This window comes from Curvibacter sp. T50 (genome assembly GCF_057219955.1).
The window spans coordinates 1174365-1200501 of the sequence record NZ_JBXVVU010000001.1 but is presented as its reverse complement, the minus strand read 5'-3'; the positions used below and the strand labels follow the sequence as shown (position 1 = coordinate 1200501).

General features: G+C 64.3%; 23 protein-coding genes. 17 read left to right on the top strand and 6 right to left on the bottom strand.

What is annotated here, in order from left to right; translation table 11 throughout:
- The first annotated feature begins 120 nt into the window (after positions 1-120).
- The 17 genes from AC2EBU_RS05700 (at position 121) to AC2EBU_RS05620 (ending at position 18714) form a co-directional block, all read left to right on the top strand.
- A complete protein-coding gene (locus AC2EBU_RS05700) occupies positions 121-1110 on the top strand; it encodes a histone deacetylase family protein (RefSeq protein WP_484609393.1) in 990 nt (329 codons plus the stop codon).
- Positions 1107-1556 (top strand): acyl-CoA thioesterase, encoded by a 450-nt coding sequence (locus tag AC2EBU_RS05695; RefSeq protein ID WP_484609392.1) that lies wholly within the window; start codon positions 1107-1109, stop codon positions 1554-1556. The genes AC2EBU_RS05700 and AC2EBU_RS05695 overlap by 4 nt, the downstream gene beginning before the upstream one ends.
- Positions 1553-2290: a nitroreductase gene (locus AC2EBU_RS05690; protein ID WP_484609391.1), complete on the top strand. Its 738-nt coding sequence runs from the start codon at positions 1553-1555 to the stop codon at positions 2288-2290. Before AC2EBU_RS05695 ends, AC2EBU_RS05690 begins: the two co-directional genes overlap by 4 nt.
- An 85-nt stretch (positions 2291-2375) precedes the next feature.
- Positions 2376-4244: an ABC transporter permease gene (locus AC2EBU_RS05685; protein WP_484609390.1), complete on the top strand. Its 1869-nt coding sequence runs from the start codon at positions 2376-2378 to the stop codon at positions 4242-4244.
- Positions 4241-5020, top strand: coding sequence for an ABC transporter ATP-binding protein (locus AC2EBU_RS05680; RefSeq protein ID WP_484609389.1), 780 nt, complete (start codon positions 4241-4243; stop codon positions 5018-5020). The genes AC2EBU_RS05685 and AC2EBU_RS05680 overlap by 4 nt, the downstream gene beginning before the upstream one ends.
- On the top strand, positions 4986-5639 hold the full coding sequence (locus AC2EBU_RS05675; RefSeq protein WP_484609388.1) for an ABC transporter ATP-binding protein: 654 nt from the start codon (positions 4986-4988) through the stop codon (positions 5637-5639). The genes AC2EBU_RS05680 and AC2EBU_RS05675 overlap by 35 nt, the downstream gene beginning before the upstream one ends.
- 189 nt (positions 5640-5828) lie before the next feature.
- Positions 5829-7019 carry a nicotinate phosphoribosyltransferase gene (gene pncB, locus AC2EBU_RS05670; protein ID WP_484609387.1) on the top strand — a complete coding sequence of 397 codons (1191 nt, stop codon included), beginning with the start codon at positions 5829-5831 and terminating at the stop codon, positions 7017-7019.
- A gap of 51 nt (positions 7020-7070) precedes the next feature.
- The gene (locus AC2EBU_RS05665; RefSeq protein ID WP_484609386.1) at positions 7071-8504 is read left to right on the top strand and encodes a sodium:proton antiporter; all 1434 of its coding nucleotides are present in this window, start codon (positions 7071-7073) and stop codon (positions 8502-8504) included.
- Between the two features lie 40 nt (positions 8505-8544).
- Positions 8545-9534, top strand: a complete 990-nt coding sequence (locus AC2EBU_RS05660; RefSeq protein WP_484609385.1) for a 2-hydroxyacid dehydrogenase — start codon at positions 8545-8547, stop codon at positions 9532-9534.
- A 136-nt stretch (positions 9535-9670) separates the two neighbouring features.
- Entirely contained in the window at positions 9671-11521 is a 1851-nt protein-coding gene (locus AC2EBU_RS05655) for a DNA recombination protein RmuC (RefSeq protein ID WP_484609384.1), read from the top strand.
- The gene (locus tag AC2EBU_RS05650; RefSeq protein WP_484609383.1) at positions 11518-12684 is read left to right on the top strand and encodes an MFS transporter; all 1167 of its coding nucleotides are present in this window, start codon (positions 11518-11520) and stop codon (positions 12682-12684) included. Before AC2EBU_RS05655 ends, AC2EBU_RS05650 begins: the two co-directional genes overlap by 4 nt.
- An 85-nt stretch (positions 12685-12769) precedes the next feature.
- Positions 12770-15598 carry a monovalent cation/H+ antiporter subunit A gene (locus AC2EBU_RS05645; RefSeq protein ID WP_484609382.1) on the top strand — a complete coding sequence of 943 codons (2829 nt, stop codon included), beginning with the start codon at positions 12770-12772 and terminating at the stop codon, positions 15596-15598.
- Between the two features lie 2 nt (positions 15599-15600).
- A complete protein-coding gene (locus tag AC2EBU_RS05640) occupies positions 15601-15939 on the top strand; it encodes a Na+/H+ antiporter subunit C (RefSeq protein WP_484610126.1) in 339 nt (112 codons plus the stop codon).
- The gene (locus tag AC2EBU_RS05635) at positions 15936-17573 is read left to right on the top strand and encodes a monovalent cation/H+ antiporter subunit D (RefSeq protein WP_484609381.1); all 1638 of its coding nucleotides are present in this window, start codon (positions 15936-15938) and stop codon (positions 17571-17573) included. The genes AC2EBU_RS05640 and AC2EBU_RS05635 overlap by 4 nt, the downstream gene beginning before the upstream one ends.
- Positions 17570-18091: a Na+/H+ antiporter subunit E gene (locus AC2EBU_RS05630; protein ID WP_484609380.1), complete on the top strand. Its 522-nt coding sequence runs from the start codon at positions 17570-17572 to the stop codon at positions 18089-18091. The genes AC2EBU_RS05635 and AC2EBU_RS05630 overlap by 4 nt, the downstream gene beginning before the upstream one ends.
- 1 nt (position 18092) lies before the next feature.
- Positions 18093-18368, top strand: a complete 276-nt coding sequence (locus tag AC2EBU_RS05625; protein ID WP_484609379.1) for a K+/H+ antiporter subunit F — start codon at positions 18093-18095, stop codon at positions 18366-18368.
- Between the two features lie 4 nt (positions 18369-18372).
- Entirely contained in the window at positions 18373-18714 is a 342-nt protein-coding gene (locus AC2EBU_RS05620; protein WP_484609378.1) for a Na+/H+ antiporter subunit G, read from the top strand.
- A 26-nt stretch (positions 18715-18740) separates the two neighbouring features.
- Here AC2EBU_RS05620 and AC2EBU_RS05615 read toward each other — a convergent pair whose 3' ends face one another.
- The 6 genes from AC2EBU_RS05615 to dnaK all read right to left on the bottom strand — a co-directional run bounded on the left by AC2EBU_RS05615 (position 18741) and on the right by dnaK (position 26128).
- Positions 18741-19610: an LOG family protein gene (locus AC2EBU_RS05615; RefSeq protein ID WP_484609377.1), complete on the bottom strand. Its 870-nt coding sequence runs from the start codon at positions 19608-19610 to the stop codon at positions 18741-18743.
- 93 nt (positions 19611-19703) lie between these two features.
- Positions 19704-20258: an elongation factor P gene (efp, locus tag AC2EBU_RS05610; protein ID WP_484609376.1), complete on the bottom strand. Its 555-nt coding sequence runs from the start codon at positions 20256-20258 to the stop codon at positions 19704-19706.
- Between the two features lie 106 nt (positions 20259-20364).
- Positions 20365-21465, bottom strand: a complete 1101-nt coding sequence (gene earP, locus AC2EBU_RS05605) for an elongation factor P maturation arginine rhamnosyltransferase EarP (protein ID WP_484609375.1) — start codon at positions 21463-21465, stop codon at positions 20365-20367.
- 67 nt (positions 21466-21532) lie between these two features.
- Entirely contained in the window at positions 21533-22897 is a 1365-nt protein-coding gene (locus AC2EBU_RS05600; RefSeq protein ID WP_484609374.1) for an MBL fold metallo-hydrolase RNA specificity domain-containing protein, read from the bottom strand.
- A gap of 34 nt (positions 22898-22931) precedes the next feature.
- On the bottom strand, positions 22932-24080 hold the full coding sequence (gene dnaJ, locus AC2EBU_RS05595) for a molecular chaperone DnaJ (RefSeq protein WP_484609373.1): 1149 nt from the start codon (positions 24078-24080) through the stop codon (positions 22932-22934).
- Positions 24081-24181: 101 nt separating this feature from the next.
- Positions 24182-26128, bottom strand: a complete 1947-nt coding sequence (dnaK, locus tag AC2EBU_RS05590) for a molecular chaperone DnaK (protein WP_484609372.1) — start codon at positions 26126-26128, stop codon at positions 24182-24184.
- Positions 26129-26137 lie beyond the last annotated feature (9 nt).

Below are 26137 nucleotides of genomic sequence, written 5' to 3'. Positions count from 1 at the left end.
GGACTTGCCCGGCAATTGCAAGTGCTTTTTTGTTGCGGTGCAACATCTAGGCGGAAAACCCTAAATCGGCTCCGTTTCGTACCCGCGTCACAATGCGCGGTCGATTGCTGTTCACCGTCCGTGCGCGCCTTTTACGCCGATCAGTTTGTCCTGCCGCTCCCACCGGGCCACCGCTTTCCGATGGCCAAGTACGGGCTCCTGCGTGATCGTCTGCTCGGTTCACTCCCCGAGTTGCAACTGCGGCCAGCACCGGAGGCGACTGCCGGAGAACTGGCACTGGTGCATGCGCCAGACTATGTCGAAGCGATCCGCAACGGCACGGTGCCGCCCGCCGTGGTTCGTGAAATTGGCTTTCCCTGGTCACCGGCCATGGCGCTGCGTGCCCGGCTGTCCGTCGGCGCCAGCATTTCAGCGGTGCGGGTGGCCCGAACGGAGGGGTTGGCCGCCAACCTCGCGGGAGGCACCCACCATGCGGGTGTGGCTGGCGGGGCCGGATTTTGTGTGTTCAACGACGTCGCTGTTGCGGCGCGGCTGGCGCAAGCCGAACACGCCCGCCAGAGCCGGCAAGTACTTCAGGTTGCCATCATTGATCTGGACGTCCACCAGGGCGACGGCACCGCGCGGATATTCGCCGACGACCCGTGCGTGTTCACCCTGTCGCTGCACGGCGCGCGAAACTACCCGTTTCGGAAGGCGCGCAGCGACCTGGACTGTGAACTTCCCGACGGCTGCGGCGACGCGGAATACCTGCAGGCGCTCGATGGCGCCCTCGATGAACTGAGCCATCGCTTCGATCCGGACTTGCTGATCTATCTGGCCGGTGCCGATCCGCACGAAGACGATCGCCTGGGCCGGCTTTCCCTCAGCTTCGAAGGGCTGGAGGCGCGGGACCGGCGGGTTTTCGATTGGGCCTGGCAGCGCCGGCTGCCACTGGCGTTTGTGATGGCGGGGGGATACGGAAAGCGCCTGGAGAGCACCCTGCAGATCCAGGAGACGACCTTTCGTGTCGCGCTGGAGTACTGGCGGCGATGGCGGCGCGTGATTGCCCCGGTGCCTGTCGGTCCTGCGTCAGCCCCTGCCGAGCCGGGCTGGCAGAATCCGCGGGCATGAGCGAATTGCCAACTTTCCACCGACCCACGCCGGCTTCTCGTGCCGACTATCGCGTTTTCCGTGAAATCACGACCCGCTGGATGGACAACGATGCCTACGGGCATGTGAACAACGTGGTCTATTACAGCTGGTTCGATACGGCGGTCAACGCGTATCTGATCGAGCGCGGGGTTCTGGACATTGAACGTGGCGAGACGATTGGCCTGGTCATCGAAACCCAGTGCAATTACTTCGAGCCGCTGGCCTTTCCCCAGTCCATCGAAGCCGGTATCCGGGTGGCCAGGATCGGCAGCAGCAGTGTTCGTTATGAAGTGGGGCTGTTTGCCAGGGACAAGCCGCTGTGCGCCGCACGGGGGCATTTCGTCCATGTGTATGTGGATCGCTCTACGCGTCGCCCTGCGGCGCTGCCACCGGATCTGCTTTCCGTATTGAAAGGACTGACATGAAACACCCCTCGACCGTTGTGCAGGTAAGCACCGTCATCCACGATCCGGCCAGCGTGGATGCCGCCATTGAAAGCCGCTTTTCGGCCCGTGCGTTTCTGCCCCGGCCCGTCCCGAAGACCGTTCTGCAGGACATTCTTCGGGTTGCCTCGCGAGCGCCGAGCGGAACCAACACCCAGCCGTGGAAGGTGTACGTGCTGCAAGGGAGCAAAAAGGACGAACTGGTCAGCCAGGTCTGCGCCGCCCACGATGCCATTGCGGCGAACCCGGCGCTGGCGGCCGGACACCCCGAACCCTATGACTACTATCCGGAAAAATGGGTCAGCCCCTACATCGACCGCCGCCGCGAATGTGGCTTTGGCCTGTATGGGGTGCTGGGCATCGGCAAAGGGGACCGCGATCGCATGCATCAGCAGCATCAGCGCAATTTCCGGTTTTTTGACGCGCCGGTCGGTCTGATGTTCACCATCGACCGGATCATGGGCCGGGGCAGCCTGCTCGATTACGGCATGTTCCTCCAGAGCATCATGGTGGCGGCGCGGGCCCGCGGTTTGCATACCTGTCCCCAGGCTGCCTGGAACGGCTTTCACTCCATCGTGCTGCCCCTGATCGGCGCCGCCGAGAATGAAATGCTGGTCTGCGGGATGTCGCTCGGCTATGCGGACGAATCGGAGCCGGTGAATCATTACCAGACCACCCGGGTCGATCCGGTTGATTTCACCCATTGGGTCGGGTGAGCGGGCCTTCGCGTCAACGATGTTGCGTTCTCCGCCCGGTTGCCCTTGCGGTGCCGGACTGTCCTGACCCGGGCGGACTTCTGTCATGACCGAAGCTTTCCTCCTTCCGCTGCTCAACGGCCTCAGCCACGCGACCACCCTGTTTCTCATGGCGGCCGGTCTGACCCTGATTTTCGGGGTGACACGGATCGTGAACTTCGCGCATGGCAGCTTTTTCATGCTGGGGGCGTTGCTGAGCGCCCACTGGGTCACCGAGTGGTTCCCCACCTGGTCCGAGAGTGCCTTGTTGTATGCGGGGGCCATGGTCCTGGGGGCTGTGGCAGCTGCATTGGTCGGTGCCCTGGTCGAGTGGGTGCTGTTGCGGCGGATGTATGGGGTGCCCGAGTTGTATCAGTTGGTGGCAACCTTCGGGCTGACCCTGGCACTGCATGACCTGATGCGCTGGTTTTTCGGCCCGGAGGAAGTCTTCGCGCCGCGCTTTCCGGGGCTCAAAGGCGCGGTTGAAATCGCGCCCGACCAGTTTTTCCCGACCTGGCAACTGTTTACGCTGGTTCTTGGGCCGCTGGTCTGGCTGGGCTTGCACGCCATGCTGAACCGGACGGTCTTCGGTCGTCGCCTGCGCGCGGCCACGCAGGATCGCGCCATGCTGGCGGCCCTGGGGGTCAATCCCAAGCCTCTCATGCTGGCCGCTGTGGTCATCGGCTGTGGTCTCGCGGGATTGGGCGGGGCGCTGCAATTGCCCCGCGAGCCTGCCCACCTGCAGATGGACGTGAGTGTTGTGGTCGAGACCTTTGTGGTGGTGGTCACCGGGGGGCTGGGCAGTATTACCGGCGCTTTTCTGGCGGCCCTGTTGATCGGGCTGGTGCATTCTTTCGGTGTGGGTTATTTCCCGCAGGCGACCCTGGTACTGGTCTTTCTGACCATGGCGGTGGTGCTTGCGATCCGGCCGCAGGGGCTGCTGGGGAAGCCCCTAGCCGATGGACCGCGAGAAATAGCGCAAAAATTCATCGTACCCAGCGTAAAAACGTCATCTAACGCTATTTATATGATAGCGTTTTGTGGTCCGGTTCTGTTGGCCTGGGGTGGGGGTGAGTACTGGCGCTTGCTTGCCGCCGATGCGTTGATCCTGATGATGTTCGGCATCAGTCTGCAGGCCATGATGGCGCTGGGCGGGCTTGTCAGTTTCGGGCACGCAGCGTTTTTCGCCTTGGGGGCCTATGGCACCGCCCTGTCACACCGGATGTGGGATTTCTCCCTTCCAGCCGCGTTGGCGGTCGGTTGTGCGGCGGCGATGGCGGTTGCCCTTGTGTTCGGTGCGGCGGCGGTCCGCAGCGCCGGGGTGTATCTGGCCATGATGTCTCTGGCCCTGGCGCAGGTCATCTGGGCCACCGCGACGCAATGGATCGGGCTCACGGGCGGTGACAACGGCCTGATCGGGCTGCGCCTGGTCACGGCGGATACCCGAATGGTGTTTGATCTGTTGTTGCTGGCACTGGCGCTGCTGAGCGTCCTTGTTCTGGGACGACTCTCCCGTTCGGTCTTCGGCGGGGCCTTGCAGGCGGGCCGGGATGCGCCCCAGCGGACCGCTGCCTCGGGGTTTTCGCTCGGTTGGATGCGCTATCGGATCTTCGTGGAAAGCGCGGTACTGGCCGGTTTGGCCGGGGGGCTGTTTGCGGCGCATAAGGGGTCGGTTTTCCCCTCGGTGGCCAGCGTGGCGACTTCGGTCGATGCGCTGCTGGTTGTTTTGCTCGGTGGCGTGCACCAGCTGTGGGGCGTGGCCGTCGGCAGCGCGCTGCTGACGGGCCTTGCTGCCGAGCTGGGCCGGGGCTTCGATTATTGGCGTGGCGCGCTCGGCGTCCTGGTCATGGTAATCATGGTTCTCGCCCCGTCGGGTCTTTTGGGACTGGTTTCGGGTGGATTGCGCCGAAAAGCTCACGGCGGAGGTGGGGTGTGACGGCAGAACGCGTGGGGCTGCAGGTCACCCACCTGGTCAAGCGGTTTGGCGGCGTCCATGCGGTGGATGACGTGAGTTTCTCCGTGTCCGAGGGCGAGTGCACGGCGCTGATCGGGCCCAACGGAGCCGGCAAAAGTACCTTGTTCGCCTGTATCGCCGGACAACACCCGCTGACGGCGGGAGAGGTCCATTGGCATGGCATTCGGCTGGACCATCTGGCGCCCGCAGCGCGGCTTCGGCATGGCGTGTCGCGTACCTTTCAGGTTGCGCAGACGTTCGAGGCACTGAGCGTTCGGCAGAACGTGCAACTGGCGCTGGCCGCGCCGGCCTTGTCTGCCTGGCGGGCCCTGGCGGGTGTTGAGGTCGGGGCGGCCGACCGCATCCTGGAGCGGCTGGGGCTGACGCCGCTCGCCGATGAGGCCGCTGCGGATTTGCCCTACGGCGCGCGCAAACGTCTGGAACTGGGAATTGCGCTGGCGGGTTTGTCGGCAACCGGACCGCGCCTCTTGCTGCTGGATGAGCCGGCCGCGGGTCTGGCGGCGGCCGAACGCAAGGAACTGATGGCGTTGGTGCGAAGCCTGGTGACAGAGGGGGTGACCGTGTTGTACACCGAACACAATATGGATGCCGTGTTCGGCGTTGCCGATCGGGTCCTGGTGTTGATTGACGGCCAACTGGCGGCCAGCGGACCCCCTGATGCGGTGGCGCAGGACGATCGGGTGCGGGGCCGGTATCTCGGCCATGATTTTGGCTTCGGGAGCGGTGGCGGTGCTTGATCTGCAGTCCGTTAGCGCCTGGTACGGTCCGGCGCGGGCGCTTTTTGATGTGTCCTTGCGCGTGGAAGCCGGTGAGATGGTGGTGCTCCAGGGCCTCAACGGAGCGGGAAAGTCCACCCTGCTGAAATCGATCATCGGGCTCGCGGATCGGGCGTCGGGCACCATCACGTGGGACGGCGCCGACATCACGCACTGGCCGTCGTACCGTCGTGCCCAGGCGGGACTCGGTTACGTGGCCGAAGACCGGCGCTTGTTCGGTGCGCTGACGGTTCGCGAGAACCTGCACCTTGCCGCACGGGGCGATGTGGCGCGGCGGGAACGCGAAGTGCTGGAGCTTTTCCCGCCCTTGGCGGGCTTCATGGGCCGACCTGCCAGCCACACCAGTGGCGGCGAGCAGCAGATGGTGGCCATTGCGCGAACGCTGATGACCTCGCCGCGCTTGCTCCTGCTCGATGAGCCCTGTGAGGGTATTGCCCCTTTGCTGGTCGTCGCCATACGTGATGCGCTGCTGCACCTCAAGGCCCAGGGAATGCCCATGCTGGTCGCCGAGCAGAACCGAATCCTGGCCGATCGGGCTGATCGGGTCGTCACCCTGGTCAGTGGCCGGGTCGGTGCCTGAACCCGTCGCCGGGAAAAGGGGCTGCGGCGATATTCCGAAATCTGCTGGCGGCGCCAGGCCCGTCGCACTCGCAGCGCCTCCGCCAGGCAGGGGTTTTTCCGGGGCGCGGTCCGGTCGATTGCGTCGCCCGCTCACGTACACTCAATCGGGTCTGCCGCCTGCCGCCGGCAGTTGTCCGGGACCGCGTTCATGATCATCACCAGCTTGCTGGACACAGACCTCTACAAGTTCACCATGATGCAGGTTGTCCTGCATCAGTTCCCGGGTGCTCAGGTGGAGTACCGCTTCCGTTGCCGCAACCCGGGGGTTGCGCTGGCACCCTATGTTCGGGAAATCCGCGACGAGATCCGGTCCTTGTGCAGCCTGCATTTCCAGGAAGCGGAACTGACCTACCTGCGTTCGCTGCGGTTCATCAAAAGCGACTTTGTCGATTTCCTGGGGCTTTTTCGCCTGAATGAAAAGTGCATTTCCGTTTCGCCCTTGCCTTCGGGCGAGATCGACATCACCATTCAGGGGCCTTGGCTGCACACCATCCTGTTCGAGATTCCGGTGCTGGCCATCGTCAACGAGGTGTATTTCCGCAATGTTCATCAGGTTCCCGATTTCGTCGAGGGGCGCAAACGCCTGGACGAGAAAATCACCCGTTTGGGAGACGCAGGCCTGGGCGAACTGAAAATTGCCGATTACGGCACCCGCCGGCGTTTCTCCAAAGCCTGGCAAGAAGAGGTGCTGCGGGTACTGGCGGCACGTCTGGGGACCGGCTCGGCCGGACGTTTCGCCGGAACCAGCAACGTGCTGCTGGCAATGAAGCTGGGGCTGACGCCGCTGGGGACGATGGCGCATGAGTACTTGCAGGCGTGCCAGGCACTGGGTCCCCGATTGCGCGACAGTCAGGTTTTCGCCTTTGAGTCATGGGCGAAGGAATACCGGGGCGACCTGGGAATTGCGTTGTCGGACGTGTACGGCTTCAACGCCTTCCTGCGCGACTTCGACATGTATTTCTGCAAGCTGTTCGATGGCGCCCGCCACGACAGTGGTGATCCGTTCGCATGGGGGGAACGGCTGATCGAGCACTACCGGAAAAACCGGGTTGACCCCCACACCAAGACCCTGATCTTCAGCGACGGCCTCACCATTCCGAAGACCATTGAACTGTTCAACCGGTTTCGGGGCCGTTGCCAGCTGGCCTTCGGTATCGGTACCAATCTGACCAATGACCTTGGTTATGAGCCCTTGCAGATCGTGATCAAGATGACCCGGTGCAACGGACAGCCGGTGGCCAAACTTTCCGATTCGCCCGGAAAAGGAATGTGCGATGACGAGAAGTATCTGGCCTACCTGCGTCAGGTTTTTGAAATTGATTCGCCCCACAGTGCGTGACCGGTTCGCCGGCAAGCGCGACTTTCACCGAACAACATGAAAACGGATGGCATGATGGCCCTCATCACCCCACGTCAGCGACTTTTGCGATCGGCCGCCCTTGTGCTGGCGCTTCTTGTGCCAACCGTGGGACTGGCAGCTGACCTGGACGGACGGGCGCTTTCCGTCCTGTGGGGGGTTCCTTTTGCAGGGATTTTGCTTTCCATTGCGCTGATGCCCCTTCTGGCGCCTATTTTCTGGCATCACCATTTCGGCAAGGTCGCCGCGGCGTGGGCGCTCGCGTTTCTGTTGCCTTTTGCGATGGTGTTCGGGCCAGCTGCTGCCGGTGCCGGCGTCGTCCATGCGCTGCTGGCCGAGTACATCCCGTTCATCATTTTGCTGACGGCGCTGTTTACCGTAGCCGGCGGCATTTTCATCCGGGGCAATCTGCATGGGAGTCCGGCGCTCAACACCGCCATTTTGGCCATTGGCGCTATCCTGGCGAGTTTCATGGGCACGACGGGTGCGTCCATGCTGCTCATCCGTCCCCTGATTCGGGCCAACGACAACCGCAAACACGTGGTGCATGTGGTGGTGTTTTTCATCTTCATCGTGTCCAACGCTGGCGGTTCCCTGACTCCCCTGGGTGATCCGCCCTTGTTTCTGGGTTTTCTGAAAGGGGTGGATTTCAGCTGGACTCTGTTGCACATCTTCCCGGAGACCTTGTTCCTCGTCGGCATCCTGCTGGCGCTTTTTTATGCGATGGACTGGTGGTACTACCACAAGAAGGAAGAGATCAAGCCCCAGGATCCGACACCCGACGACCAGAAGTTCGGCTTCGACGGTGCGATCAATTTCCTGTTGCTTGGTGGCGTGGTGGGGCTCGTCCTGATGAGTGGCCTGTGGAAATCGGACATTGTTTTCACCATCGCGGGCACGGAGGTCGGCCTGCCCGGAATCATTCGAGACGTCGGCCTGATCCTGATCACGGTGGTTTCGTTGCAGGTCACGCCTGGCAGTGTGCATGCCGACAACCAGTTCAACTGGGGCCCCATGATGGAGGTGGCCAAGCTGTTTGCGGGGATCTTTCTGACCATCATTCCGGTCATTGCGATGCTCAAGGCCGGCGTCGACGGTCCGTTCGGCGCTGTTGTCCGGGCCGTGACCAATCCGGATGGCACGCCCAATCCGGCGATGTATTTCTGGGCAACCGGCATTCTGAGTTCGTTCCTCGACAATGCACCAACCTACCTGGTGTTCTTCAACACGGCAGGCGGTGATGCGCAGGTGCTGATGACGACCATGGCGCCCACCCTGGTGGCGATTTCGACCGGCGCGGTGTTCATGGGTGCCAACAGCTACATTGGCAACGCGCCCAACCTGATGGTCAAGGCGATCGCCGAAGACCGCGGCGTGAAGATGCCCAGCTTCTTCGGGTACATGGCATGGTCGATTGCCATTCTGGTGCCGCTGTTCATCCTGATGACCTGGATATTCTTCCTGTAATCGTCCGCGGCCCGGGCCGGCCGGGGCTTACCATAGACGGATGTCGACTGTTCGCCCTGCCATCCTGATCGCCCGCGCCGTTTTTCCGGAGATCGAAGATCGTCTCCGGCCATTCTTTGAAATCGAAACCACGCCACCCGGGGTGGTGTGGACCCCTGCGCAGCTGGTTGACCGCCTGCAAGGCAAGGTCGGCGTGCTCACCACCGGCGGCGAGCGCATTGATGCCGGGCTGCTTGCGGCCTGTCCGGGTCTGAAGATTGCGGCCAACCTAGCTGTCGGCTACAACAACTTCGACCTGGTGGCCATGACGGCGGCCGGGGTGCTGGGAACCAATGCGCCGGATGTGCTGACCGAGACCACCGCCGACTTCGGCTTTGCGCTCCTGATGGCAACGGCTCGGCGCATCACCGAGAGCGAACATTTCCTGCGGGCCGGTCGCTGGAAAGAATGGTCCCTGGACTTGTTTGCCGGGGCCGAAGTCCATGGCAGCACCTTGGGCATTCTGGGCATGGGGCGGATCGGTCAAGCCATCGCAAGGCGCGCAGCCCACGGCTTTCGCATGAATGTCCTCTATCACAACCGGTCCCGCCTGGCCCCGGATCGGGAGGCAGCCTGCAAAGCGCGGTATGTGAGCAAAGACGAGCTGCTGCGCGCGGCAGATCACCTGGTGCTGGTATTGCCTTATTCGGCGCAGTCGCACCACACCATCGGCGCTGCGGAGCTGGCGCAGATGAAGCCTACCGCCACGCTGGTCAACATCGCGCGCGGGGGCGTTGTGGATGACGCCGCGCTGGCGGCGGCCTTGCGCGAGCGGCGCATCGCGGCGGCGGGCCTGGACGTTTTCGAGGGCGAACCGGCCGTCCATCCGGATCTGCTGACGGTGCCCAATGTGGTTCTGACGCCGCATATCGCCAGTGCCACGCTGGCCACGCGCCGGGCCATGGCCATGCTGGCGGCGGACAACCTGATCGGTTTTCTGGTCCACGGCAAGCCCTTGACACCCCTGAACTCCGAAGTTCTGACGCCCTGAGGCTGGCCGGAACCGCCCCGGCGGCCCGCGGACTGGAGTTTTGAAGAAAAAGTGGCAATACCCAGCGTGAAAAGGTCATATTTAGCTATTGTTCTTATAGTAATCATGCACCCTTCTCGGGGCGCAGGAGTCGGAAATGAACGGGTCTGATCCCGCCCTTGTGGCGCTTGGGCTGGCTGTGCTGGTCGTGTTGGTTCTGCAACTGGTGCTGTTGCTGCGCCGTCCCCGCGTCGAGTTTCCGCCGGAGTGGGACGCCAGGCTGCAGGCGCTGGAGCGCGCCGCCCAGGGGACGCTGCAGGGCGTGGCCCGCAGCGATGGCGCGCTGTCGGCCATGGGAGCGCGGTTGCAGGATTTCACCGGAACGTCCACAGCCCATCTCGGCGCACTGCGCCAGGCGGTCGACGAGCGCCTGGCCCAGGCCATCGGCGAGTCGCGCGCCGGCCGCGCCGAGCTGATGAGCGCCTTCGGGTCGTTTGAGGCCCAGCTGGCGCAACACATGGGAGCCCTGGGCAGCACCCAAAGCCAGCGCCTGGCCGGTTTCGAGGTGACCCTGACGGGGCGTCTGGACGGTCTGCAACAGCTGATCGCCGGGCGACTCGACGCCAACGGAAAATCGTTGGCGGAAAACCTGGCACGCGGCCAGGCCGATGCCGCGGTGGCCCGCCGCGAACTGTCCGAGATGCTGGCGGGATTTCGCGCCGAGCTGACCACCACGGCCGCCGCGCTGACCGCCGACAGCGTCAGGTCGCGCACGGCCATGGCCGAGAGCACGGCCCTGTTCGAGCAGCGCATCCAGGAGCGCTTCGAGTCGCTGACGGCGGCTACGCGGCAGACCCTCGATTCGCTCAAAGCCGACCTTCAGGGCCAGCTGGGCACGATGTCCGGCGCGCTGGCGGACCAGCTCGCCGGCAATGGTCAGCAGATCCGCAACCAGTTCACCGTGCTGCAGGATGCCGTGTCCCAACAGCTCGCCGGCCTGGTGCAGGGCACGCAGCACAGCGCCGAACAGCTGCGGTCCGCGCTCAATGAGCGGCTGGCCGCGATCCAGGCGGACAACACCGCCAAGCTGGAGGAGATGCGCCGCACCGTCGACGAGAAGCTGCATGCCACGCTGGAGCAGCGCCTGGGGGCGTCGTTCAAGCTCGTCAGCGAACGCCTGGAGCAGGTGCACAAAGGCCTGGGCGAGATGCAGAACCTGGCGCAGGGTGTAGGCGATCTCAAGCACCTGCTGTCCAACGTCAAGACCCGGGGCATGTTCGGTGAGGCGCAGCTGGCGACGCTGCTGGAGCAGGTGTTTGCGCCGGACCAGTACGCCACCCAGGTCGCCACCCGGCCTGGCAGCCGTAACGCGGTCGATTTCGCCATCCGGCTGCCCGGCCGCGGCGACGACGGCGCGCCGTGTTGGTTGCCGATCGACGCCAAATTCCCCAATGAAGACTATGAGCGCCTGCTCGACGCCCAGCAACGCGCCGATGCCGAAGGCGCCGAGTTGGCGGCGCGTGCCCTGGAGCAGCGTATCCGCATGGAAGCCCGATCCATGGCTGAGAAATACCTGGAGCCGCCGCACACGACGGACTTCGCCATCCTTTTTCTGCCGACCGAAGGCCTGTACGCCGAGGTGTTGCGCCGCCCGGGGCTGATGGAGGCGCTGCAGCGCGAGCACCGCGTGACGCTGACCGGCCCGACCACGCTGATGGCCATGCTCAACGCACTGCAGATGGGGTTTCGCACGCTGGCCCTGGAAAAGCGCAGCAGCGAAGTCTGGCAGGTGCTGGGGGCGGTCAAGACCGAGTTCGGCAAGTTCGGCGACGTGTTGGCCCGGGTCAAGAGCCAGACCCAGACCGTGCTCAACACGCTGGACGCCGCCGAAACCCGCAGTCGCGCCATGGGCCGCGCCCTGAAGACGGTGGAGGCGCTGCCCCAGGACAAGGCGCAGGCCTTGCTGCCGGCTGACCCCACGGAGGCGCCCGACGCCGACCGGGCTTGAAACACGGCACCCGCGCTGCGGTAGCGCGCCTGATCGGTGCGCAGATCTGTGTCCATGCGGGCATGACCGGTTTTCGCATGGCTGCGCCGCTCATGGCGCTGCGCGAGGGTTACAGCGCCGCCGCCGTAGGCGTGTTGCTGGCCCTTTTTGCCCTGGCCCAGGTGTTTCTGGCCTTGCCCGCCGGGCGCTACGCGGAAAGGCACGGATTGTTCAAGCCGTTTGTGCTGGCCAGCGCCGTGGCGACGGGCGGCGGCATGGCGGCGGTGGTGTGGCCGCACTTTGGCGTCTTGTGTTTCACGGCTTTGTGCGGGGGGGCCGGCGTCTGTCTGGCGATGATTGCACTCCAGCGCCATGTGGGCCACCTCGCGGCGGACGCGACAGAACTGCGTCAGGTTTTCAGTTGGGTGGCTATCGGGCCTTCGATTTCCAATTTCCTGGGGCCATTTCTGGCCGGGCTCCTCATTGACGCCAGCGGCTTCCGCGCCGCTTATCTGCTCCTGGCGTTGCTGCCTTCGCTGGCCTGGTGGTGGATACGCAAGATTCCGGAGCATCGCAGCAAACCCGACATAACGGTCGCATCCCAGGGGTCAGCCTGGGGCCTTCTGCGCAATCGGCCCTTTCGCAATTTGATGCTGGTCAATTGGATGCTCTCCTCGTGCTGGGATGTCCACACTTTTCTGGTTCCCGTCCTGGGCCACGATCGGGACTATTCCGCCACGGTCATCGGGACCATCCTCGGTGCCTTTGCCATCGCCGCGACACTGATCCGATTGGTCCTTCCCCTGATGGCTGCGCGTCTGCGCGAATCGTGGGTCATCGCCGGTGCCATGGTCAGTACGGCGGTGCTTTTTGGGGTCTATCCACTGGTTGAGGCCGCCTGGGCCATGGGTGCGCTTTCCGTGCTGCTGGGATTGGCGCTGGGATCCGTTCAACCGATGGTGATGAGCACCCTGCACCAGATCACCCCACGGAACCGGCACGGCGAGGCGCTGGGTCTTCGTTCCATGGCGATCAACGGGTCCAGCGTACTGATGCCCCTGCTGTTCGGATCGGCTGGCCTGGTGATTGGCGCCGGCGGCGTCTTCTGGTTTGTGGGTAGCGTTGTCGGACTCGGTGCCGTGGTCGCCGCGCGCATCGACCCCGGGTCGCGCTCGAAGGAGTGAGACCGCCAGTGGCAGATCAGACGCCCTCCCATTCCGGGGGATATGGCCCGCTTTCCTAGAATACCCGGCAGTACGAAAGGTTGATGTGCTCCTTCTCATTGTCGTGTTGCCGCTGCTTGTCGGGACCTTGCTGAGCGCCTGGCTCGGCTCGAAGTCCCGCCTTCTGGCCGCGATGGCCGCCGGCGGGGTCACTGCCGCTTCGCTGGCGGTGCTGCTGTCGCAGGCGCCAGCGGTCATGGGCGGCGCCACGCTGATGAACGCCTGGCCCTGGGTGCCCGAGATCGGTCTGCAGCTGAGCTTCCGTCTCGACGGGTTGTCGATGATGTTTGCGGGACTGATCCTGTTCATCGGCCTGCTCATCGTGGTGTACGCACACTATTACCTCAGTTCCGAGGACTCCGCGGGCAAGTTTTTCAGCTTCATGATGCTGTTCATGGCCGCCATGCTGGGCGTGGTGCTGTCGGACAACCTGCTGCTGCTGGTGGTGTTCTGGGAACTGACCAGCATCTCGTCTTTCCTGCTCATCGGCTTTTGGAGCCATCGTGCCGACGCACGCGCCGGCGCCCGTCAGGCCCTGGCCATCACCGGCGGCGGCGGGCTGGCCATGCTGGGCGGTTTCGTGCTGCTGGGGCAGATTGCCGGCACTTTCGAGCTCAGTGCCATGGCCGCCAACGTGGCGGCGATCCAGGCCGATCCGCGCTTTGTCCCGGCGCTGCTGCTGATCTTGCTGGGCGCCTTCACCAAGAGCGCGCAGTTCCCGTTCCACTTCTGGCTGCCCGACGCCATGGCGGCGCCGACGCCGGTCTCGGCCTACCTCCATTCGGCCACCATGGTCAAGGCCGGTGTTTTCCTGCTCATGCGCATGTACCCGGTGCTTGCCGGCACCGGCCACTTTGAGATTATTGTCAGCGCAGCCGGCCTGGCGACGTTGCTGTTCGCGGCCTTCATTGCCATCTTCAAACATGACCTCAAGGGATTGCTCGCGTATTCGACCGTCAGCCACCTGGGGCTGATCGTGTTCCTGATCGGGCTGGGTTCTCCGCTGGCCGCCGTGGCCGCGGTGTTCCATGTGCTCAACCACGCCGCTTTCAAGGCTTCGCTGTTCATGATCGCGGGCATCGTCGACCACGAAACCCATTCGCGGGACATGCGCCAGCTCGGCGGCCTCTACAAGCTGATGCCCTGGACAGCGACGCTGTCCATGCTGGCCGCCGCGTCGATGGCGGGTGTGCCCCTGACCAACGGCTTCCTGTCCAAGGAGATGTTCTTTACCGAAGCGGTGGCCGGTACAAGCGGCCCGTATGCCTGGCTGGTGCCGGTGCTCGTGACGCTGGCCGGTGTGTTCAGCGTGGCCTACTCGCTGCGCTTTGTGCACGACACCTACTTCAACGGTGAGCTGGGCGATGTGCCCAACAAGCATCCCCATGAGCCGCCGCTGGGCATGAAGCTGCCTACCGTGCTGCTGGTGGTCATGTGCATCGTGGTCGGCTTGCTGCCCGCTGTCACCTTCGGGCCGCTGGTGCACGTGGCCGCCACCGCCCTGGCGGGCCAGCCCTTGCCTGACTATTACCTGGCCATCTGGCATGGTTTCAACCTGCCGTTGCTGATGAGTGCCATCGCGCTCGCGGTGGGTGTCGGCCTTTACCTGTGGCTGGCCAAGGGCAGGCGGCTGCACCGCATCCGCTCGGAGGACTGGTTTGGCGCCGCCACGGGACGGGCGATCTACGAGGGGTTGATCGACCACCTGTTCGGGCTGGCCGGCCGCATCACGGCAAGGCTGGAGACCGGCTCGCTGCAGCGTTACGTCGGGTGGCTGTTGCTGACCGCACTGGTGCTGGGTGCACTGCCGCTGGTGGGCAGCGGCATGGGTACAGGGGCCCGACCGCAAATGCCCGCCACGCCATTGGCCTGGGCGATGTGGGTGTTGCTGCTGGTCACCTGCCTGGCCATCGTGCGCATGCACCACCAGCGCTTTGTGACGGTGGTGCTGGTGGGGGTGGTCGGCGTGGCGGCCTCGATGACCTTTCTGGGATTCTCGGCACCCGATCTGGCACTGACACAGCTGTCGGTCGACATCGTCTCGACGGTGTTGTTGCTCATGGGCCTGGCCCTTTTGCCGCAGACCAGCCCCAGGGAGACGCCATGGCTTCGCAAGAGCCTGCATGCTGCGCTGGCACTGGCGGGCGGCGCGGCCATGTCGGTTGTCACATGGCTGGTGCTGACCCGCGATCAGGAGTCGATTTCCTGGTTTTTTCTGGAGCAGTCGCTGCCTAAAGGCGGTGGCTCCAACGTGGTCAACGTGATCCTGGTGGACTTCCGCGGTTATGACACCATGGGCGAGATTACGGTGCTGGGCATCGCCGCCATCGGCGTGCTCGCCCTGATGGACGGCATGCGTGCTCGCAAGCCCGGCATGGACCCGGAGGGCAGGGCCTGGACGTTCGCCCAACACCCCTTGCTTCTGCGGGTGGCCGCCTCGGTGGTGCTGCCGCTGGCGCTCGTATTCAGCCTCTACATTTTCATGCGCGGGCACAACCTGCCCGGCGGGGGCTTCATCGCCGGGCTGATCACGGCAGTGGCGCTGGTGCTGCAGTTCATGTCGCTGGGGCAGGCGCGGGCCGAACAGCTGCTGCGCGCTGGCGGAGGTCGACGCTTTGTTCGCTGGATCGGCGCCGGGCTGGGCATCGCCGGGCTCACCGGGGTGGGTGCCTTCGTGTTGGGCCGGCCTTTCCTCACCAGCGCCTTCGGTCACCCCCACGTACCGCTGCTGGGTGAGCTGCCGCTGGCCACGGCGGCCCTGTTCGACCTGGGTGTCTATCTGACCGTGGTCGGCAGCACCTTGCTGACGCTTTCGGTGCTGGGCCAGGCGTCCCGGGAGGCGCCCGCGGTTTCTCCCCACCGGAGCCTGTCATGAGCATGGAATTTCTTGTTGCGACGGGTGTGGGTATGGTCACCGCCACCGGTATTTATCTGATGCTGCGAGGGCGCAGCTTTCCCGTGGTGTTGGGACTGTCGCTGTTTGGTTACGCGGTCAACGTGTTCATCTTCCTCATGGGCCGCTTGTGGACCAATGCCTCCCCGATTCTGGTCGGCGAGGGCCCCGTGGCCGACCCGCTGCCACAGGCCTTGGTGCTCACCGCCATCGTGATCGGTTTCGCCACCACCGGTTTCGTGGTGGAGCTTGCGCTGCGCAGTCGCCATGAGAGCGGCAGCGACCATGTGGACGGTCACGAGCCGGGGGGGCCACGCGCATGACCGGGGGTTTGACGAGCTTCTGGCTGCAACACGCCCCGGTGCTGTCGGTGGTGCTGCCGATGCTGACGGCGGTGGTTCTGCTGCTGATCGGCGACCAGGGCGGCATGGCCGGGCAGGGTGGGGCCCACGACGATGCGCCGCTGCGCTGGCGCCGGCGCATCAGCCTGGCGTCGGCCATGCTTGGCCTGCTGATGGCCGCAGGCCTGGTGCAGCATGCGGCCACGGGGGAGCTGCTGGTCTACCGCCTCGGTGAATGGCCGGCGCCGTTCGGCATCGTGATGGTGGTGGACCGCCTTTCGGCGCTCATGGTCCTGCTGACCTGCCTGGTGGCCCTGCCGGTGCTCTGGTACGCGGCTGGTGGCTGGGACTGTCATGGCCGCTACTTCCATGCGGTGTTCCAGTTCCAGCTCATGGGCCTGGCCGGGGCCTTCCTGACCGGTGACCTGTTCAACCTTTTCGTGTTCTTCGAGGTGTTGCTGATCGCCTCGTATGTCCTGCTGGTGCACGGTCAGGGGCGGGAGCGTTTCCGCGTGGGTGTGCATTACGTGGTGCTCAACCTCGTGGCTTCGGGGCTGTTCCTGATCGGCCTGTCGCTGGTCTACGCGGCGACGGGCACGCTGAACATGGCCGACGTGGCGCAGCGTCTGGCGCAGCTGCAGGGTGACCAACTGGTTTTTGCCCGGACCGCAGCACTGGTGCTGCTGGTGGTTTTTGGGCTCAAGGCGGCCATGCTGCCACTGTACTTCTGGCTACCCGGTACCTACGCCGCGGCCAGTGCGCCCGTCGCGGCGCTGTTTGCCATCATGACCAAGGTGGGTGTCTACAGCATCGTACGCGTGCATTGGCAGCTGTTTGGTACCGAGGCGGGCGGCGCTGCGCTGGCCGTGGCGGATTGGCTGCTGCCGCTGGCCCTGACCACCAGCGTGCTGGGTGTGCTGGGGGCGCTGGCGGCTCATTCGATGGGGCGTCTGGTGTCTTATCTGACAGTCTCTTCCGTCGGTACCATTCTTGCGGGTGTCGGCCTGTTCACGCCGCAGGCGCTGTCTGCAGCCCTGTACTACACCCTGCACAGCACCATCGTGATCGCTGCCTTGTTCCTGCTGGTGGAACTGATCGCCGCGCAGCGGGGCGAGGCCGCGGACAGTCTGCAACCGGCTCACGCGGTCCGTGAACCGGTGCTGCTGGGGGTGATGATGCTGTTCGGCGCTGCCTCGGCTGCCGGATTGCCGCCGTTGCCCGGCTTTCTTGGCAAGCTGATGGTGCTGCAATCCAGTTCAGGTCTGCCGGCCCAAGCCTGGGTCTGGAGTGTCGTGCTGGCGGTCGGTTTTCTGACCATTGTCGGTCTGGCGCGCGCCGGCGTGATCGTCTTCTGGCATGTTCAGCCGGCGACCCACGCCGGCGCGGGCGGTTCCAGCCCGCGCCTGCTGGCACCCGTCTGGGGTTTCATGGCCCTGACCCTGGTGCTGGCGGTGATGGCATCGCCGGTCAAGCGTTACACCGATGCCTCCGCCGTACAGCTTTCGACCCGGGCCGACTATGTGCGCGCCGTACTTGGCAGCGATGCGCCTGGCCGACCGACGACGCGGGACTACGACGGACGTCGCGCCGCGCCTGCGCAGGAGAAACAACCATGACATCCGAAGCCACGGAACGCCGTAGCGGCTGGTTCGACCACCCCGTGCTGTCCCTGCTGCTGGCCGCCAGCTGGCTGGCGCTGTCGCGAAGCCTGGAGCCGGTGCACCTCATCTCCGCCGCGTTGCTGGGCCTGATCGTGCCGCGCCTGCTGCGTGGCCTTCTGCCCGAGGGGAACGCAGTCCACTGGGGCGCTGCATCACGGCTGATGCTGGTGGTGACCTGGGACATCGTCATGTCCAACATCACCGTCGCCAAGCTGGTGCTCGGCCCCATGAGCCGACCCCAACCCGCCTGGCTGCGGGTGCCCACGGCCAGCGATCACCCCCGGGTCAACGCACTGTTCGCCAGCATCATCACCATGACGCCGGGCACGGTTTCTGCCGTGGTGGATGAACAGGCCCGCTGCATCTGGGTGCACGCGCTCAACTGCGACGACACGGACGGCATGGTGGGCGAGATGAAGGCCCGCTACGAAGCGCCACTGCTGGCGGTGTTCCGCCTGGACGGGGAGGGCTGACATGAACGTTCTGGACCTGGCACTGACCATCGGAATCGGCGCGGTGACCCTGACCTTGCTGCTGTGTGGCTGGCGCCTGTTGCTCGGCCCCACGGTTGTCGATCGTGTGCTGGCGCTGGACACGCTGTACCTCAGCCTGGTGGCGCTGGTCGTGATGTTGGGTCTGCGCTGGCAGACAACGCTGTTGTTCGAGGCCGCGCTGATCGTCGCGCTCTTGGGCTTTGTCGGCACGGTAGCGCTGGCCCGCTACCTCAGCCGTGGCGACGTGGTGGAGTGAGACCATGGACACACTGAATCCCGTCGTCGAATGGCTCGCTGCCGCATTGATTCTGATCGGCGCGTTCTTTCTGCTGGTGGGTGCCATCGGCATGGTGCGACTGCCGGACTTTTACATGCGGCTGCATGCGCCCACCAAATCTTCCACGCTGGGCGTGGGCGGGGTTTTGCTGGCGTCTTTGCTGCTGGGCTGGTCGCAGGAGCGGCTTGCCGTGGCCGAACTGCTCATTACCTTGTTCGTGTTTGTGACAGCACCGGTTTCGGCGAACCTGCTGGCGCAAGCGGCACTGCATCTGCGCCTGCCTTCGCGAGCCTCTGAGCCGACCGATCTGCCGCCGGGTCTCTGAGGACGGGAGAGGTACCCGGACAGCGCTCAGGCGGGCAGGTCGTAGAAGGAGACTATGTGATCCCAGGCCGCCTGGGGGTCGTCGACGAAAACGAAAAGCTTCACGTCTTCCGGCGAGATCATGCCTTCCTCGACCAGCACGTCAAAGTGGATCAGCCGTTTCCAGTAGCCGGTACCAAACAGCACGATAGGAACCGGCTTGGCCTTTTTGCACTGAACCAGGGTGATGACTTCGAACAGTTCATCCAGCGTGCCGAAGCCGCCGGGGAATGCCACCAGGGCTTTGGCGCGCATCATGAAGTGCATCTTGCGCAGCGCAAAGTAATGGAACTTGAAGCTCAGGGCGGGTGAAATGAAGCGGTTGCCCGATTGTTCGTGCGGCAGCGCAATGTTCAGGCCCACGTTCAGCGCCCCTTCGTCGTGCGCCCCCCGGTTGGCGGCTTCCATGATGCCGGGGCCACCCCCGGTGCAAATGAAAAGTTGATCTTCGCGGGGACAACGGGCGCTGTAGCGAGCCACGAGGCGCCCGAACTCGCGAGCATGCTGGTAGTAGTGGGCGTTTCTGAGCAGCGTATGTGCCCGGGCGATCGCGTCCGCATCGCCGCTGGCTTGAGCAACGCGGAGGTGTTCCCGTGCTTCGTCCGGGTCCCGCACCCGAGCGCTGCCGAAGACGACAATGGTGTTTTCAATCCCCAGCTCGGACTGCGCCAGGTCTGGCTTGAGCATCTCCAGCTGGAAACGAATGCCCCGTGTTTCACGGCGCAGCAGGAATTCAGGGTCGGCGAAGGCCAGCCGGTAGGCGTCGGCCGCGATCGGGTTGCCGTTGCTGGAGTGTGCCTGCAGGTCGGCCCAGGCATCGGCGATGCGCCGCTCGGAAATGTCTTGGGTGGCTTTCATGGGACAAGTTTCGCACGGCAGGTCCGGATTGTTCTGTGGCGCATGAAAAAGGCTCCCGAAGGAGCCCTGAATCTGCCAGACGTACTTCGGCGCTCAGACGCGGCGGCGATATTCGCCAGTGCGGGTGTCGATTTCGATCTTGTCGTCCTGGGCCACGAACAGCGGCACAGCCACTTCGAAGCCGGTGGCGATCTTGGCGGGCTTGAGCACCTTGCCGGACGTGTCACCCTTGACGGCGGGTTCGGTCCAGGTGATCACGCGCTCGACGCTGGTGGGAAGTTCCACGGAGATGGCCTTGCCGTCATAGAACACCACTTCCACGGCCATGCCGTCTTCCAGGTAGTTCAGGGCGTCGCCCATGTTTTCGGCTTCAACTTCGTACTGGTTGTAGTCGGCATCCATGAACACGTACATCGGGTCGGCGAAGTACGAGTAGGTGCACTCTTTGTGGTCCAGAATGATCTGGTCCATCTTGTCGTCGGCCTTGAAGACCACTTCGGTGCCCATGTTGTTGAGCAGGGCTTTGAGTTTCATGCGCACGGTGGCAGCGCCCCGGCCGCCGCGGGCGTATTCGGTGCGCAGAACGATCATTGGATCCTTGCCATGCATGATGACGTTGCCGACGCGGATTTCCTGGGCGATTTTCATGGAGCTTTTCCTGAGGTTGGGTTGCCGATGCTGCGGACAGTCAAGGCGCACCAGCTGGGCGAAACCGACCAGTTTTAGGCTGGCGAAGTTTGCAAAACCGTCTATTTTAGCGTTTTTCCGCGACAGTTCGGAGCAATTGGGTGGTCAGGTCGTCCTGGGACAGCAATCGTTCGCGCGCCCGCCCGACACAGGCCCGCCACGCACCCCATTCCGGGACCGGCAGCTCGCCGGGCTGGAGACCGTTCCATATCCGGTGAAAGTCCCGAAGCGAATCGGGGGCCTCAAGCCAGTCAAGAAATGCTTCCAGTTTGGCGTGATGGGCGTTGTCGTCCTGCGGATAAATGTTCCAGACCAGCGGCTGGCCCGCCCATAGGGCGCGTACCAGCGAGTCTTCACCGCGGACAAAGTTCAGGTGGCAACTCCACAGCAGGTGGTCAAAGTCCCGTTGTGTGAGATTCGGCAAGTACGAAATTGATAGCGGAGAGTGACCTTTTTGCGCTGGGTGCGTGTTGTTTTCCTTCGAATCGATCGGCTCCAGGGCTTTTACGGCGGCTGTCGGGCGCCCGGCGGCCACCAGCAGGTGGACCGGGCACGGCCACCGGTGCAGACGGTTCAACCAGGCAGGCAGCGCCACCGGCTCATAGCAGAACAGGGACAGGCGCAGTTGTTGTTCCCCGCACAGGCCGAGCTTGCTCAGCCACTGAAGCCCATCGAACCGGGTCTGACGAGCCAGCAGGTCACGCTCACGCAGCAGGCCACCGGTTTGGGCGCGAAAGCCCGGGAAAAAGAACGTTTTCACCTGGCCTTTTGCAAGCCCGCGTTGTACCGGCGATGGCAGGCCGTGGCAGCGTTCTACCCAGGCTTCTGCGGACAGGTATTCCAGGTTGATCCAGACGGGGGGGGCGTACTCCGTGCCGTCCCGGGCAGGCAGGTTGGGAAAAAGCTGGGCAAGGCGTTCTTCCTCGATGTCGCATCCGAAAGCCTCCACCAGCACGTCTGGCGGTTCGGCAGGGGCATTTTCCTTTTCCCGGTCGGGCCGCATCCAGTGACGAACCTCGATGCCCGGCAACAGGCCCTGCAGCGCACCCGGGGCCATCCAGGCCAAAGCCGACGGGTCGTCCACCCACAGCCGGACACGGTGACCGCGCTCGGCCAGATCGGCACAAAGACGCCAGCACACCCCGATATCGCCGTGGTTGTCGATCACCCGACAAAAAATCTCCCATCTCAGGCCGGGAGTGTGCCCAACCGGGGCGGGGGGCGAAACTGGCGCGTCAACAGGGCCAGGTTGAGCCATGTTCAGGAACCAGGGCGCGCCAGGACAGTTCATGTTCGATGCGCTGGCGCAATGTGTCCGACGCCGCCATGTCGCCATGAATGACGTAGGTCTGGTCGGGTCGCCCCGGCATCAGGCGCAGCCAGTCGAGAATCTGGTTCGCATCGGCGTGTGCCGACGCGGCTTGCAGTTGGACCACTTCGGCGCGTACCGGCACTTCCTGGCCGTGAATGCGCAGGCTGGATTCGCCCGCGGCGAGTCGGGCACCGCGGGTGCCGGGGGCCTGGTAACCGGTAAGAACGATCATGTTGCGGTGGTCGGGCGCGTACAGCGCCAGGTGGTGCAATACCCGCCCGCCGGTTGCCATGCCGCTGGCGGCCAGAATCACTTTGGGCCCATGTCGTCGTGCCAGGGCCTTGGACTGCTCGGTGGTTTCCAGCATCGTGGCGACCTTTCCCATCGCGCGGACCTCGGTCGCATTGAGCCGATGCGCATCCATATGGTGGCCGAACAGCTCGGTGGTGTGTATGGCCATGGGGCTGTCGAGAAAGACCGGCAGGGACCGGGGAATGAGTTTGCGGCTTTTCATCTGTGCGATCGCATGCAGCACCGCTTGCGCCCGGCCGACCGCAAACACCGGCAGGATTGCCACGCCCCCGCGGGCGGCCACCCGCTGCAACGCGGGCGCCAGTTCGGTGACCAGGTCGGTCGGCGGGTGCAGGCGGTCGCCATAGGTGGACTCGATCAGCACGGTGTCGGCCGGCGGGGGCGGGGCCGGCGGATTCATGAGCGCATCGTCCGGCCGGCCCAGGTCGCCGGAGAACAGGATGCGGCGACCGGCAACCTCCAGCGTCAGGCTGGCCGCGCCCAGAATGTGACCGGCGGAAGAGAAACGGGCCTGCCAGCCCCGCAAGGGCTGGAAAGGGCGATCCATCGGCACCGGTTTGATCAGCCTCAGGCAGGACAGCGCATCCTGGCGCGTGTACAGGGGAAGTGCCGGCGCATGTTTCGAAAACCCATGCCGGTTGGCAAATGCGGCATCTTCCTCCTGCAAGTGGCCGCTGTCGGGCAACAGGATGCCGCAGAGGTCGCGGGTACCGGCCGTTGCGAAGACCCGGCCGCGGTAACCCTCTCGCGCCAGCAAGGGCAGGTAGCCGCTGTGGTCGAGGTGGGCGTGGGTCAGGAGGACCGCGTTGATCTGGGCTGGCACCACAGGCAGCGGACTCCAGTTGCGCAAGCGCAGTTGCTTGTAGCCCTGAAACAACCCGCAGTCGACCAGTACTGTCTGGTCACCATGGCGAACAAGATATTTCGAGCCGGTGACAGTGCCGGCTCCGCCCAGGAACGTAATCGAAACAGTCATGGGCCCATGATACTGCCGGGCCTGCCTGGATCGCTCAGCCGAACAGGCCCTTGAGGCGATCCGTCCAGCTCTCGCCGCCCGGAGAGTGCTTGGCACCGCCCTTTCGAAGCGATTCGTCGAATTCCTTGAGCAGCTTGCGCTGGTGTTCGGTCAGTTTGACCGGTGTTTCGACGAGGACATGGCAGTACAGGTCACCCGGGTAGCTGGAGCGGACCCCTTTGATGCCTTTGCCACGCAGCCGGAACTGCTTGCCCGCCTGGGTGCCCTCGGGGATGTCGATGGCCGCTTTGCCCGCGAGGGTGGGCACCTCGATTTCGCCTCCCAGCGCCGCGGTGGCAAAACTGATCGGCACCTGGCAGTGCAGGTCGTCCCCGTCGCGTTCGAAGATGTCGTGCTTTCTCAGGCGGATCTCGATGTACAGGTCGCCCGGCGGGCCGCCGTTGGTGCCGGGCTCGCCGTTGCCGGCACTGCGGATGCGCATGCCATCGTCGATACCGGCGGGAATTTTCACTTCCAGCGTTTTCTGTTTCTTGATCTTGCCCTGGCCGTGGCAGGTGGTGCACGGATCGGGAATGATCTTTCCCTTGCCGTGGCACTGCGGACAGGTCTGCTGAACACTGAAGAATCCCTGGCGCATCTGCACCACCCCGGCGCCTTGACAGGTGGGGCAGGTCTTGGCCTGGGTGCCTGGCTTGGCACCGGTGCCATGGCAGGTGTCGCAGTCGTCCCAGCTGGGGATGCGGATCTGGGCGTCCTTGCCCAGCGCCGCTTCTTCGAGTGATACCTCCATGGCATAGGACAGATCGGCGCCACGGTAGACCTGTCGGCCGCCCCGACCGCTGCCGCGGCTGCCACCCTGACCGAAGATGTCACCGAAGATGTCACCGAACGCCTCGGCGAAGCCGCCGTAGCCTTCGCCGCCCGGTCCACCGGGGCCACCGCGCATGTTGGGATCGACCCCGGCATGCCCGTACTGGTCGTAGGCAGCCTTCTTCTGCGGGTCCGACAGCATCTCGTAGGCTTCCTTGGCCTCCTTGAACTTGACCTCGGCCTCCTTGGCGGCATCACCCTGGTTGCGGTCCGGGTGGTACTTCATCGCCAGCTTGCGATACGCCTTCTTGATCTCTTCGTCCGAGGCGTTCTTGGGAACCCCCAGCACTTCGTAAAAGTCTCTCTTGGCCATCGTGTTTCTCAAACCATTTCAGCGAAAACGCCGCGCGGTCGATTCCGGGGTGGAATCATTCACGCGCGGCGCAGGATTGGCGGCGCTTTGCGCCGCAGCAATCAACCCTTCTTGACTTCCTTGACCTCGGCATCGACGACGTTGTCGTCGGGTGCCGCGCTGCCGCTACCAGCCTGCTGGCCGCCACCGCCCGCCGCGCCAGCGCCGGCTGCCGCCTGCTGTGCCTGCATGTCGGCGTACATCTTCTCTCCCAGCTTCTGACTGGCGGTCATCAGGGCCTGGCCCTTGCTCTCAATGGCGGCCTTGTCGTCACCCTTGAGGGCTTCTTCCAGCTCCTTGATCGCCGCCTCGATCTTGTCCTTTTCGCCCGACTCCAGCTTGTCGCCGTATTCGGTCAGGCTCTTTCTGACGCTGTGCACCGTGGCGTCGGCCTGGTTGCGGGCCTGGACCAGTTCGAGCTTCTTGTGGTCTTCGGCGGCGTTGAGCTCGGCGTCCTTCACCATCTGCTGGATCTCGGCCTCGGACAGGCCGGAGTTCGCCTTGATGGTGATCTTGTTTTCCTTGCCGGTGCCCTTGTCCTTGGCGCCCACGTGCAGGATGCCGTTGGCGTCGATGTCGAAGCTCACCTCGATCTGCGGCAGGCCGCGCGGGGCCGGCGGAATGCCTTCGAGGTTGAACTCGCCCAGCAGCTTGTTGCCGGCGGCCATCTCGCGCTCGCCCTGGTAGACCTTGATGGTCACGGCCGGCTGGTTGTCATCGGCGGTGGAGAAGGTCTGCGCGAACTTGGTCGGGATGGTGGTGTTCTTCGTGATCATCTTGGTCATCACGCCACCCAGCGTCTCGATGCCCAGCGACAGCGGCGTCACGTCAAGCAGCAGCACGTCCTTGCGGTCGCCCGAGAGCACCTGGCCCTGGATGGCGGCGCCGACGGCCACGGCCTCGTCGGGGTTGACGTCCTTGCGCGGCTCCTTGCCGAAGAACTCCTTGACCTTCTCCTGCACCTTGGGCATGCGGGTCATGCCGCCGACCAGGATCACGTCATGGATGTCGCCCACCGACACGCCGGCGTCCTTGATGGCGGTGCGGCACGGCGCGATGGTGCGTTCGATCAGCTCTTCCACCAGGGCTTCGAGCTTGGCGCGGGTGAGCTTGATGTTCAGGTGCTTCGGGCCCGACGCATCGGCCGTGATGTAGGGCAGGTTGACGTCGGTGGCGCCCGAGCTGGACAGCTCGATCTTGGCCTTTTCCGCGGCTTCTTTCAGGCGTTGCAGCGCGAGCACGTCCTTGGACAGGTCCACGCCCTGATCCTTCTTGAACTCGCTGATGATGTAGTCGATGATGCGCTGGTCGAAATCTTCGCCGCCCAGGAAGGTGTCGCCGTTGGTGGACAGCACCTCGAACTGCTTTTCGCCATCGACGTCGGCGATCTCGATGATGGACACGTCAAACGTGCCGCCGCCGAGGTCGTAGACGGCGATCTTGCGGTCGCCCTTTTCCTGCTTGTCCAGGCCGAAGGCCAGGGCCGCCGCGGTGGGCTCGTTGATGATGCGCTTGACTTCCAGGCCGGCGATGCGGCCGGCGTCCTTGGTGGCCTGGCGCTGGGCGTCGTTGAAGTAGGCCGGCACGGTGATCACGGCTTCGGTGACCGGCTCGCCCAGGTAGTCCTCGGCGGTCTTCTTCATCTTGCGCAGGATGTCGGCGCTGACCTGCTGGGCCGAGATCTTCTTGCCGCGCACTTCCACCCAGGCGTCGCCGTTGTCGGCGGCCACGATGGAGTAGGGCATCAGGTCGATGTCCTTCTGCACTTCCTTCTCGGTGAACTTGCGGCCGATCAGGCGCTTGATCGCGTACAGCGTGTTCTTGGGGTTGGTGACGGCCTGGCGCTTGGCGCTGGCGCCGACCAGCACTTCGCCGTCTTCCTGGTAGGCGACGATGGAGGGCGTGGTGCGGGCGCCTTCCGAGTTTTCGATCACCTTGGTGGTGTTGCCTTCCATGATGGACACGCAGCTGTTGGTGGTGCCCAGGTCAATGCCGATGATTCGTCCCATGTGTGTTCT

What these genes read in the sequence shown, in the direction of transcription:
- pncB (WP_484609387.1), top strand. Translation starts at nt 5,829, where the DNA reads ATGATCATCACCAGCTTGCTGGACACAGACCTCTACAAGTTCACCATG.
- AC2EBU_RS05690 (WP_484609391.1), top strand. Translation starts at nt 1,553, where the DNA reads ATGAAACACCCCTCGACCGTTGTGCAGGTAAGCACCGTCATCCACGAT.
- AC2EBU_RS05640 (WP_484610126.1), top strand. Translation starts at nt 15,601, where the DNA reads ATGGAATTTCTTGTTGCGACGGGTGTGGGTATGGTCACCGCCACCGGT.
- AC2EBU_RS05660 (WP_484609385.1), top strand. Translation starts at nt 8,545, where the DNA reads ATGTCGACTGTTCGCCCTGCCATCCTGATCGCCCGCGCCGTTTTTCCG.
- AC2EBU_RS05600 (WP_484609374.1), bottom strand. Translation starts at nt 22,897, where the DNA reads ATGACTGTTTCGATTACGTTCCTGGGCGGAGCCGGCACTGTCACCGGC.
- AC2EBU_RS05635 (WP_484609381.1), top strand. Translation starts at nt 15,936, where the DNA reads ATGACCGGGGGTTTGACGAGCTTCTGGCTGCAACACGCCCCGGTGCTG.
- dnaJ (WP_484609373.1), bottom strand. Translation starts at nt 24,080, where the DNA reads ATGGCCAAGAGAGACTTTTACGAAGTGCTGGGGGTTCCCAAGAACGCC.
- AC2EBU_RS05695 (WP_484609392.1), top strand. Translation starts at nt 1,107, where the DNA reads ATGAGCGAATTGCCAACTTTCCACCGACCCACGCCGGCTTCTCGTGCC.
- AC2EBU_RS05655 (WP_484609384.1), top strand. Translation starts at nt 9,671, where the DNA reads ATGAACGGGTCTGATCCCGCCCTTGTGGCGCTTGGGCTGGCTGTGCTG.
- AC2EBU_RS05615 (WP_484609377.1), bottom strand. Translation starts at nt 19,610, where the DNA reads ATGAAAGCCACCCAAGACATTTCCGAGCGGCGCATCGCCGATGCCTGG.
- dnaK (WP_484609372.1), bottom strand. Translation starts at nt 26,128, where the DNA reads ATGGGACGAATCATCGGCATTGACCTGGGCACCACCAACAGCTGCGTG.
- AC2EBU_RS05620 (WP_484609378.1), top strand. Translation starts at nt 18,373, where the DNA reads ATGGACACACTGAATCCCGTCGTCGAATGGCTCGCTGCCGCATTGATT.
- AC2EBU_RS05665 (WP_484609386.1), top strand. Translation starts at nt 7,071, where the DNA reads ATGATGGCCCTCATCACCCCACGTCAGCGACTTTTGCGATCGGCCGCC.
- AC2EBU_RS05675 (WP_484609388.1), top strand. Translation starts at nt 4,986, where the DNA reads ATGATTTTGGCTTCGGGAGCGGTGGCGGTGCTTGATCTGCAGTCCGTT.
- AC2EBU_RS05685 (WP_484609390.1), top strand. Translation starts at nt 2,376, where the DNA reads ATGACCGAAGCTTTCCTCCTTCCGCTGCTCAACGGCCTCAGCCACGCG.
- AC2EBU_RS05630 (WP_484609380.1), top strand. Translation starts at nt 17,570, where the DNA reads ATGACATCCGAAGCCACGGAACGCCGTAGCGGCTGGTTCGACCACCCC.
- AC2EBU_RS05625 (WP_484609379.1), top strand. Translation starts at nt 18,093, where the DNA reads ATGAACGTTCTGGACCTGGCACTGACCATCGGAATCGGCGCGGTGACC.
- efp (WP_484609376.1), bottom strand. Translation starts at nt 20,258, where the DNA reads ATGAAAATCGCCCAGGAAATCCGCGTCGGCAACGTCATCATGCATGGC.